The sequence below is a fragment of the Sphingomonas sp. T1 genome, from assembly GCF_902506585.1.
Taxonomy (GTDB): domain Bacteria; phylum Pseudomonadota; class Alphaproteobacteria; order Sphingomonadales; family Sphingomonadaceae; genus Sphingomonas; species Sphingomonas aerolata.
The window spans coordinates 2712426-2720934 of record NZ_LR733875.1 but is presented as its reverse complement, the minus strand read 5'-3'; the positions used below and the strand labels follow the sequence as shown (position 1 = coordinate 2720934).

Sequence of the window (8509 nt, the reverse complement as noted above, 5' to 3'; positions counted from 1 at the left end):
GTGCTGGAGCGTCGGCATGCGCCGTGTTTGGGGACCCGCGCGGGGTTTGGCTAGCGGGGGATTTCGGGGCGTGCCGGGGTGGGACGATTTTCGAGCGAGCGTTGTCCTGCTGGGCTCTGGGTCCTGACGTTCGTCAGGATGACGGATTGGGGGGCGGATACGAAAAACGCCCCGGGTTGCCCCGAGGCGTTTTCTGGCTGGCCCCGACACGGGCGGGGGCCTGATGGCCCTTGTCCGCCCTCAGTCGATCTTCGGCAGGGTCTCGAACTGGTGATAGGGCGGGGGCGAGGAGATCGTCCATTCGAGCGTCGTCGCGCCTTCGCCCCAGGGATTGTCCGCCGCCTTTTTGCCAGCGATCAGCGACCAGATCAGGTTGACGAAGAAGATCGCCATGCCCGCGGCCATGATCATGTAGCCGACCGTCGCGACATAGTTCCAGTGCGCGTAGGCGTCGGGATAGTCCGGGTAACGGCGCGGCATGCCCTGGAGGCCGAGGAAGTGCATCGGGAAGAACATGACGTTCACGCCGATGAAGAACACCCAGAAGTGGAGCTGGCCGAGGAACTCGTTGTACATCTTGCCCGACATTTTCGGGAACCAGTAATAGAAGCCCGCGAACAGCGAGAACACCGCGCCGAGGCTGAGCACGTAGTGGAAATGCGCCACCACGTAATAGGTGTCCTGCATGTAGTCGTCGATGCCGCCATTGGCGAGCACGACGCCGGTCACGCCGCCGACGGTGAACATGAAGATGAAGCCGATCGACCAGACCATCGGCGTCTTGAAGCTCATCGAGCCGCCCCACATCGTCGCGATCCACGAGAAGATCTTGATGCCGGTGGGGACCGCGATGACCATCGTCGCGGCGGTGAAGTACATCTTGGTGTTCACCGACAGGCCGGTGGTGAACATGTGGTGCGCCCAGACGACGAAGCCGACCACGCCAATCGCGACCATGGCATAGGCCATGCCGAGATAGCCGAAGACGGGCTTGCGGCTGAACGTCGAGATGATCTGGCTGACGATGCCGAAGCCCGGCAGGATCATGATGTAGACTTCGGGATGGCCGAAGAACCAGAACAGATGCTGGTAGAGGACGGGATCGCCGCCGCCGGCCGGATCGAAGAAGGTCGTGCCGAAGTTGCGATCGGTCAGCAGCATCGTGATCGCGGCCGCGAGGACCGGGAGCGCGAGCAGCAGCAGGAATGCGGTGACGAGCATCGACCAGACGAACAGCGGCATCTTGTGCAGCGTCATGCCCGGCGCGCGCATGTTGAAGATGGTGGTGATGAAGTTGATCGCGCCGAGGATCGACGACGCACCTGCGAGATGGAGCGCGAGGATCGCCATGTCGGTCGACGGCCCGGGCTCGCCGTAGGTCGAGAGCGGGGCGTAGAGTGTCCAGCCGTTACCTGCGCCACCGAAGAAGGGCGAGGCGAGCAGCAGCGTGAAGGCGGGGATCAGCAGCCAGAACGACACGTTGTTCATGCGCGGGAACGCCATGTCGGGCGCGCCGATCATGATCGGCACGAACCAGTTGCCGAACCCGCCGACCATCGCCGGCATGACCATGAAGAACACCATGATCAGCCCGTGCGCGGTGATCAGCACGTTCCAGAGGTGGAGCGATTCGTCGAGGCTGGCGCTGCCGCCATGGAGCATGCCGGCCCAGCCCTGCAGATACTGGATGCCGGGCTCGGCGAGCTCGGCGCGCATGAGGCCCGAGACCGAGCCGCCGATGATCCCCGCGACGATCGCGAAGATCAGATAGAGCGTGCCGATGTCCTTGTGGTTGGTCGACATGAACCAACGCGCGAAGAAACCGGGCTTGTGATCGGCATCGTGATGATGCGCATGCGAATCATGGGCGACGAACGCCGACGGGTTGAGAGCGGTGTCGGTCATCTTACAGTCCCGCGTTGCCGGCGCCGGCCGGGTTGGAGGTCGCGCCCTGCGTGGTGGCGGGCGCTGCGGTGGTCACGTTTTCGACCGGGCCGGTGGCGTTGGCGGTTTCCGCCGCCTCCTCGACCTTGGCCGCGGAGCCGTCGGCGCCGGGCTGCGGAATGACCTTGTCGGACGCCTGGCCCGGGGTCGGCATCGAGCCGCCCTTGGCCCGGACCCACGCCGCGAACTGCGCGGGCGAGACGGCCTGGACCGCGATCGGCATGAACGCGTGACGCGCACCGCACAGCTCGGAGCACTGGCCGAAATAGAGGCCGGGCTTGTCGATCGTGAAGCTCGTCTCGTTCAGGCGGCCGGGGATCGCGTCGAGCTTGATCCAGAAGGCGGGGACCGCCCAGCTGTGGATCACGTCGTTCGCGGTCGTGATGAGGCGGATCGGCACGCCGACCGGCAGGACGATGCGATTGTCGGTCGCGAGCAGGCGCGGGCCGTCGGCATCGGTGCGCGCGCGTTCGCCCGCGCCGACGTCCTTGGCCTCCTTCAGCATGTTCGCGGTGACTTCGAAGCCGCCATTATCGGGATACTGGTAGGTCCAGTACCACTGGTTGCCGATCGCCTTGATCGTCACCGCGCCCGCGGGCGCCGGCTTGAACTGGGCGGAGAGCAGGCCGATCGACGGGACCGCGATCAGCACGAGGATGATCACCGGGGCGAGCGTCCAGATGATCTCGATCACGGTGTTGTGGCTGGTCTTCGACGGCACCGGGTTGGCGGCGCGGCGATAGCGGAACACCACCCAGAAGAGCAGTGCCAGCACCAGCAGCGAGACCGCGGTGATCGTCGGCATCAGGATCGCATTGTGCATCCAGTGCGCGAAGACGCCGTTCTTGGTGACCTGTGGCTGGAGGCCGACGGTACCGGGGGTGGGCTGGCCCACGCCGGGGGTCGGGGCCATCGCATAACCGCCATCCTCGGCGAGCGCCGGGCTGGAGGGATTCGCGGTCGCCGGGGCGGCAGCGCTGGTGGGTGCGGTGTTCGACACGCCGGCCGGGCCGGCCGCGGCCTGTGGTGCAGCGCCCGCGGCGCCGGTCTCAGGCGCGGTCGCGGCGGCCTGCGAAGCCGGTGCAGCCTGCCCGGCGACGCCGCCAAGACTCGCCAGTGCGAGCCCCGCTGCGATCGCCAATCCTCTCATCCCCAGTATGCGCATCGTTTTTCTTGACCCCGGTTTGGTGCGAACCCGTATCACGGACGCGCGGATGTCTGCTTATCATTTTGACATTCGGCTATAGGCGGCGGCGGGGCGAGCCTCAACCCCGGTGCGGGCTTTGTTGAATTTGTTGCACGGGCCGGCAAATTTTTCGGGGCGTATGGCGGCCGGCGCGGTGGCGGGGGCGGCGGCGGTGGCGGTTGTCATTGCGTGGACTTTGCCGCGATCGTACAGCGCGACAGATTTCATTGGAGCGATGACCCGCGATGACCGAAGACGACGTGCTCGCCGAATTCCGCGCTGCCGAGGCGCTGCTCGAGGGGCATTTCATCCTGTCCTCGGGCCTGCGCAGCTCGCGCTATCTGCAATGTGCCCGCGTGCTGATGGACCCGAGGCGTGGCGCGCGGCTGGCGGAGGCGCTGGTCGCGCGGATCCCGGAGAACCTGCGCGCGTCGATCAGCGCGGTGGTGTCGCCGGCGATGGGCGGGGTGATCTGCGGTCATGAGATGGCGCGCGCGCTGGGCGTCGAGGCGATGTTCCTCGAGCGGCCCGACGGCGTGTTCGAGCTGCGTCGCGGCTTCCGGCTGGCGCCGGGGCAACGCGTGCTGATGATGGAGGACGTGGTGACCACCGGGCTGTCGTCGAAGGAAGCGATCGCGGCGATCGGGCGCGCGGGCGGCGAGACGGTCGCGGCGGCGGCGCTGGTCGACCGGTCGAACGGCGCGGCGGATCTGGGCGTGCCGTTCTTCCCGCTGATCCGGCTCGACGTGCCGACCTATGCGGCAGATGCGCTGCCCCCCGAACTCGCGGCGATCCCGGCGATCAAGCCCGGCAGCAGGGCGGTCGCATGAGCCCCCCCGGCACCGCGCATCTGCGCCTGGGCGTCAACATCGATCACGTCGCGACGGTGCGCAATGCGCGCGGGGCGGGCTATCCCGATCCGGTCCGCGCGGCGCTGGTCGCGGCGGCGGCGGGGGCGGACGGGATCACGGCGCATCTGCGTGAGGATCGCCGGCACATCACCGACGACGACATCGCGCGGCTGTCGACCGAGCTTGCGATCCCGCTCAACCTGGAGATGGCGGCGACCGACGAGATGCTCGGCATCGCGCTGCGCCACCGGCCGCATGCGGCGTGCATCGTGCCCGAAAAGCGCGAGGAGCTGACCACCGAGGGCGGGCTCGACGTGGCGGGGCATTATGACCGGATGGAACGGCTGGTCGACGCGCTGGCGGGGGCGGGGATCCGCGTGTCGCTGTTCATCGAGCCCGACGCGCGGCAGATCGAGGCGGCGGTGCGGCTGAAGGTGCCGGTCGTCGAGCTGCACACGGGTCGCTATGCCGAGCTGTCGGGCGATGCGCGCAGCGTCGAGCTGCGGCGGCTTGAGGATGCGGCGGCGCTGGCGGCGAAGAACGGCATCGAGGTGCATGCCGGGCACGGACTCACCTATGACAATGTCGCGCCGATCGCGGCGATCCGGCAGGTGCGCGAGCTGAACATCGGGCATTTCCTGGTGGGCGAGGCGCTGTTCGTGGGGCTTGGCGAGGCGGTGCGGCGGATGCGCGAGGCTATGGATGCGGCGCGGTAGTATTAAGAAGGGTTTGTTCGCGCGGAGGCGCGGAGGCGCGGAGGAGAAGAGGGGGGCGGTGGTCGCTGCGAGCCATCCATTCCCTCACGTCATCCTGCCGCTCTTGCGGCCTTCATACTCTCCGCGCCTCCGCGCCTCCGCGCGAACAGACTCTTCTGTCTTCCGACTCCAGGCGTCGCGATGATCATCGGGCTGGGGTCGGACCTGTGCAATATCGAGCGGATCAAGGCATCGGTCGACCGGTTCGGCGAGCGGTTCGAGCAGCGGGTGTTTACCGAGGTGGAGCTGGCTAAGGCGGCGCGGCGGCCGTTCACCAAGGCGGGGACGCTCGCCAAGCGGTTCGCGGCGAAAGAGGCGTTTTCGAAGGCGGTCGGCACCGGGTTTCGCGCGGGCGTGTTCATGAAGGACATCGGCGTCGTCAACGCCGCGAGCGGTGCGCCGACGCTGGCCCTGACCGGCGGGGCCAAGGCGAGGCTTGACGCGTTGACCCCCGAAGGCCACGCCGCACGCGTGCACCTGACCATGACGGACGATCATCCCTGGGCGCAGGCCTTTGTGATAATCGAAGCGATACCCCTGTTATCCGCGGATAAAGATCGATGAAGGAAGCGGCGTTGGACGGCAAAGAGGCGCTCGAGAATCCGGCAGCATCGCGGGTCGGCGCCACACCCGTCCCGCCCCCGGGCAACGACGGTTCCCCTCCCACCACGACGACGGCACCCGCGCGGCGCGGGACCGACTGGTGGGGCGAGGTGAAGGGCATATTCTGGCTGGTGCTGGTGGTGCTCGGCTTCCACAGCTTCATCGCCAAGCCGTTTTATATCCCGAGCGAATCGATGCTGCCGGGGCTGCGGATCGGCGACCGGCTGGTCGTCACCAAGTTCGCCTATGGCTGGTCATTCGTGTCGCCGACGATCCCGAACCCGGTCGCGATCTTCAAGAGCGTCGTGCTCCGCCAGCAGGAAGACAGCTGGAGCGTGCAGATCCCCTTCATCAAGGGGCGGCTGTTCGGGTCGCTGCCGACGCGCGGCGACGTGGTGATCGTGACGCCGCCGGGAACACAGAATGACTATATCAAGCGCGTGATCGGCCTGCCGGGCGACCGGCTGGAAGTGCGCGGCGGGACGGTGATCCTGAACGGCGTGCCGGTGAAGCGCGGTCCCGTCCACGACACGCTGATCCCGGTCGACACCAACAGCCCGTGCAGCGAGGACGAATATCCCGGCGCGCGCGAGACGCGCCCCGACGGCGCGATGATCTGTCGCCTGCCGACGATCACCGAGACGCTGCCCAATGGCCGGCGGTTCGACACGATCGAGATGGGCTGGAGCCCGGGCGACGATTACGGGCCGATCACGATCCCTGCGGCTCATGTCTTCCTGATGGGCGACAATCGCGACCGGTCCGCGGACAGCCGCTTCCCGCTGACGCAGCTCGGCCTTGGCGGGCCGGTGCCGTATGAGAATCTGGGCGGGCGCGCGGAGTTCATCACCTTCAGCCTCGACGGCGATGCGACCTACAACCCGCTGACCTGGTGGGGATCGCTCCGGTCGGATCGCGCGGGCACGTCGCTGCACCCTGCGACGGCGAACTGACATGGCCGATGCGGGCGGCGCGACCAAGCGCGTCGACGAGGCCAGCCCGGTCGAGATGCGCGACCCGGCGCTGCGCACCGAAGTGCGGCGCGCGACGATCTGGTTGGGGCTCGCCTGCCTGATCGCACTGGCGATCGTGCTGGTGCAGCCGTTGCTGCTGATCTTCGCCGCGGTGGTGTTCGCGTCGCTGCTCGACGGCGGCGTCCGGTTGCTCGGGCGGGTGCTGCCGATCAGCCGCGGATGGCGGCTGCTGATCGTCGTCGTGCTGGTGCTGGTGTTCATGATCGGCACGTTCGTGCTGACCGGCGTGCAGGTAACCGAACAGGTCACGCAGCTGCGCTCGACGCTCGAGCTGCAGGCGAACCGGTTCACGGGCTATCTGGCGTCGCAGGGGCTGATGCCGGGCGTGTCGGACGTGAGCGGGATCGCCAAGCAGGCGCTGGGCTCGGTCGGGCGCGTGACCTCCTGGGTCGGCACCGCGATCGGCGCGCTGACCAGCCTGTTCATGATCCTCGTGCTCGGGCTGTTCATCGCGATGGACCCGGGCACCTATGCGCGCGGCGTCCAGTGGATGGTGCCGACCGACCTGCGCGACGAATTCGCCCGGACGATGGTGACGATGGGCGAGACGATGCGGCGGCTGCTCGCCGGGCGCCTGCTCGGCATGGCGGTCGAGGGTGTCGCGACGGGGATCGCGCTGGCGATCGGCGGCGTGCCGATGGCGATGCTGCTCGGGATCATCGCGGGCATACTCGCCTTCATCCCCAATATCGGTGCGATCGTCACCGGCGTGCTGATGGTCGCGGTCGGCTTCAGCGCGGGCGTCGACACCGGATATTGGGCGATCGGCACCTATTTCGTGGTGCAGACGATCGACGGCTATGTGATCGTGCCGATGGTCGCCAAGCGCACCGTCGACCTGCCGCCGGCGCTGACGCTGGGGGCGCAGATCCTCGCGAGTGCGCTGTTCGGGATCCTTGGCCTCGCGCTTGCCGATCCGATGACCGCGATGCTCAAGACCGCGCTCGAGCGCCGCTCGGACCGTGAGGACGAGAAGGCCGCGGAGTGACGAGCGTGTCGAACAGCGCGAGATAGCGCTGGGCCGAGTCGCGGCCGGGTTGCGGGACGGGGGCGGGCCGCGAAATGCCGGGCGTGAGCCAGGCGTCGAGGGCTGCGACGAGTGCGGGCCCGTCGTCGCGCGCGACGATCGTGCCGCGTGCGGGGGTGTCGACGATCTCGGCGATCGCATGGCTCGAATCGGTCGCGACGACGGGCGTGCCGACCGACAGCGCCTCGCGCAGAACCCCCGGCACGCCTTCGAAATCGGAGGTCAGCGCGACGACCTGTGCGCGGGCCATTGCCGGGAGCGGATCGGCGACATGGCCGGGCAGATGGACGCGGGCGGCGAGGCCTAGTGCGGTCGCCTGCGCCGCGAGTGTGCCGCGGCAATTGCCCTCGCCGAGGATGACGAGCGCGATGTCGCGATCGCCGAGTGCTGCGACCGCGGCGAGCAGCCGGTCCCAGCGCTTCTGCGGTTCGAGCCGGCCGACGCCGAGGATGAACCGCGACGGCAGCACGGGGAGCGTCGCGCCCGGCGCGGCGAGTGCCGGCGGGTTGGGGATGACGCTGACCCGGCCCGGCATGCGCGTCGCGGCGGCGGCCTGGACCGCGGTGGCGGGGGTCATCGCGACGAGATGATCGAGGAACCGGCCGTGACGCGCGAGCCAGACGCGGTGCGCGGCGTGGAGGAGGCGGCCATGGTCGCCGCGGTCGGGCGCGTTCGACATCTTGCCGACGATCGGCGGACAGGCGCTGCCGAGCATGAGCCGGATCCAGGCGGCGATCCCGGTATAATGGTTGCCGGGGCAGAAGAGGATGTCGGGGGCCGTGCGGCGGACGAGGCCGGGCAATGTGCGCGCGGTGCCGGGGATGATCGCGAGCCCATCGGGCAGCTCGGCGGCGAGCGGGCCGGTCGGGTCGCCGATCACCAGCGTGACGCGCCGCCCCGCCGCGAGCCAGCCGCGCGCGAGCCGCAGCTGCGCGCGCTCGACGCCGCCGCCGGACAGGTCGTCTGCATAGGTGAGGATGTGGTGCGCGCCGGCCATCGCGCACAGATGGCGCGGCGGGGCCGCGATGGCGAGAGGGTAAGCGGCGGCGAACCGCGCGGGTTCGGGGACGGATGACTCGATCTTCACGTGCAAGCCGGCGGCGGGGCGG

Annotated in this window: 8 protein-coding genes; 5 read left to right on the top strand and 3 right to left on the bottom strand. The window is 68.6% G+C overall.

Annotated elements, in window-relative coordinates:
* Window positions 1-240: 240 nt before the first annotated feature.
* Both ctaD and coxB read right to left on the bottom strand, forming a co-directional pair.
* Complete coding sequence (gene ctaD / locus GV027_RS12310) at window positions 241-1905, bottom strand: cytochrome c oxidase subunit I (protein WP_159512050.1); 1665 nt, start codon at window positions 1903-1905, stop codon at window positions 241-243.
* 1 nt (window position 1906) lies between these two features.
* A complete protein-coding gene (coxB, locus tag GV027_RS12305) occupies window positions 1907-3109 on the bottom strand; it encodes a cytochrome c oxidase subunit II (protein ID WP_159512049.1) in 1203 nt (400 codons plus the stop codon).
* A 266-nt stretch (window positions 3110-3375) separates the two neighbouring features.
* Here coxB and pyrE point away from each other — a divergent pair, with 266 nt between their 5' ends.
* The 5 genes from pyrE (at window position 3376) to GV027_RS12280 (ending at window position 7361) form a co-directional block, all read left to right on the top strand.
* Complete coding sequence (pyrE, locus tag GV027_RS12300) at window positions 3376-3960, top strand: orotate phosphoribosyltransferase (RefSeq protein ID WP_159512048.1); 585 nt, start codon at window positions 3376-3378, stop codon at window positions 3958-3960.
* Entirely contained in the window at window positions 3957-4697 is a 741-nt protein-coding gene (locus tag GV027_RS12295) for a pyridoxine 5'-phosphate synthase (protein ID WP_159512047.1), read from the top strand. Before pyrE ends, GV027_RS12295 begins: the two co-directional genes overlap by 4 nt.
* A gap of 180 nt (window positions 4698-4877) precedes the next feature.
* A complete protein-coding gene (gene acpS / locus GV027_RS12290; protein WP_159512046.1) occupies window positions 4878-5300 on the top strand; it encodes a holo-ACP synthase in 423 nt (140 codons plus the stop codon).
* Entirely contained in the window at window positions 5297-6292 is a 996-nt protein-coding gene (gene lepB, locus GV027_RS12285) for a signal peptidase I (RefSeq protein WP_159512045.1), read from the top strand. Before acpS ends, lepB begins: the two co-directional genes overlap by 4 nt.
* Window position 6293: 1 nt before the next feature.
* On the top strand, window positions 6294-7361 hold the full coding sequence (locus GV027_RS12280) for an AI-2E family transporter (protein ID WP_159512044.1): 1068 nt from the start codon (window positions 6294-6296) through the stop codon (window positions 7359-7361).
* Here GV027_RS12280 and GV027_RS12275 read toward each other — a convergent pair.
* Window positions 7306-8487 (bottom strand): glycosyltransferase, encoded by a 1182-nt coding sequence (locus GV027_RS12275; RefSeq protein WP_328799434.1) that lies wholly within the window; start codon window positions 8485-8487, stop codon window positions 7306-7308. The two genes, GV027_RS12280 and GV027_RS12275, sit on opposite strands and share 56 nt — an antisense overlap.
* Window positions 8488-8509: the final 22 nt, after the last annotated feature.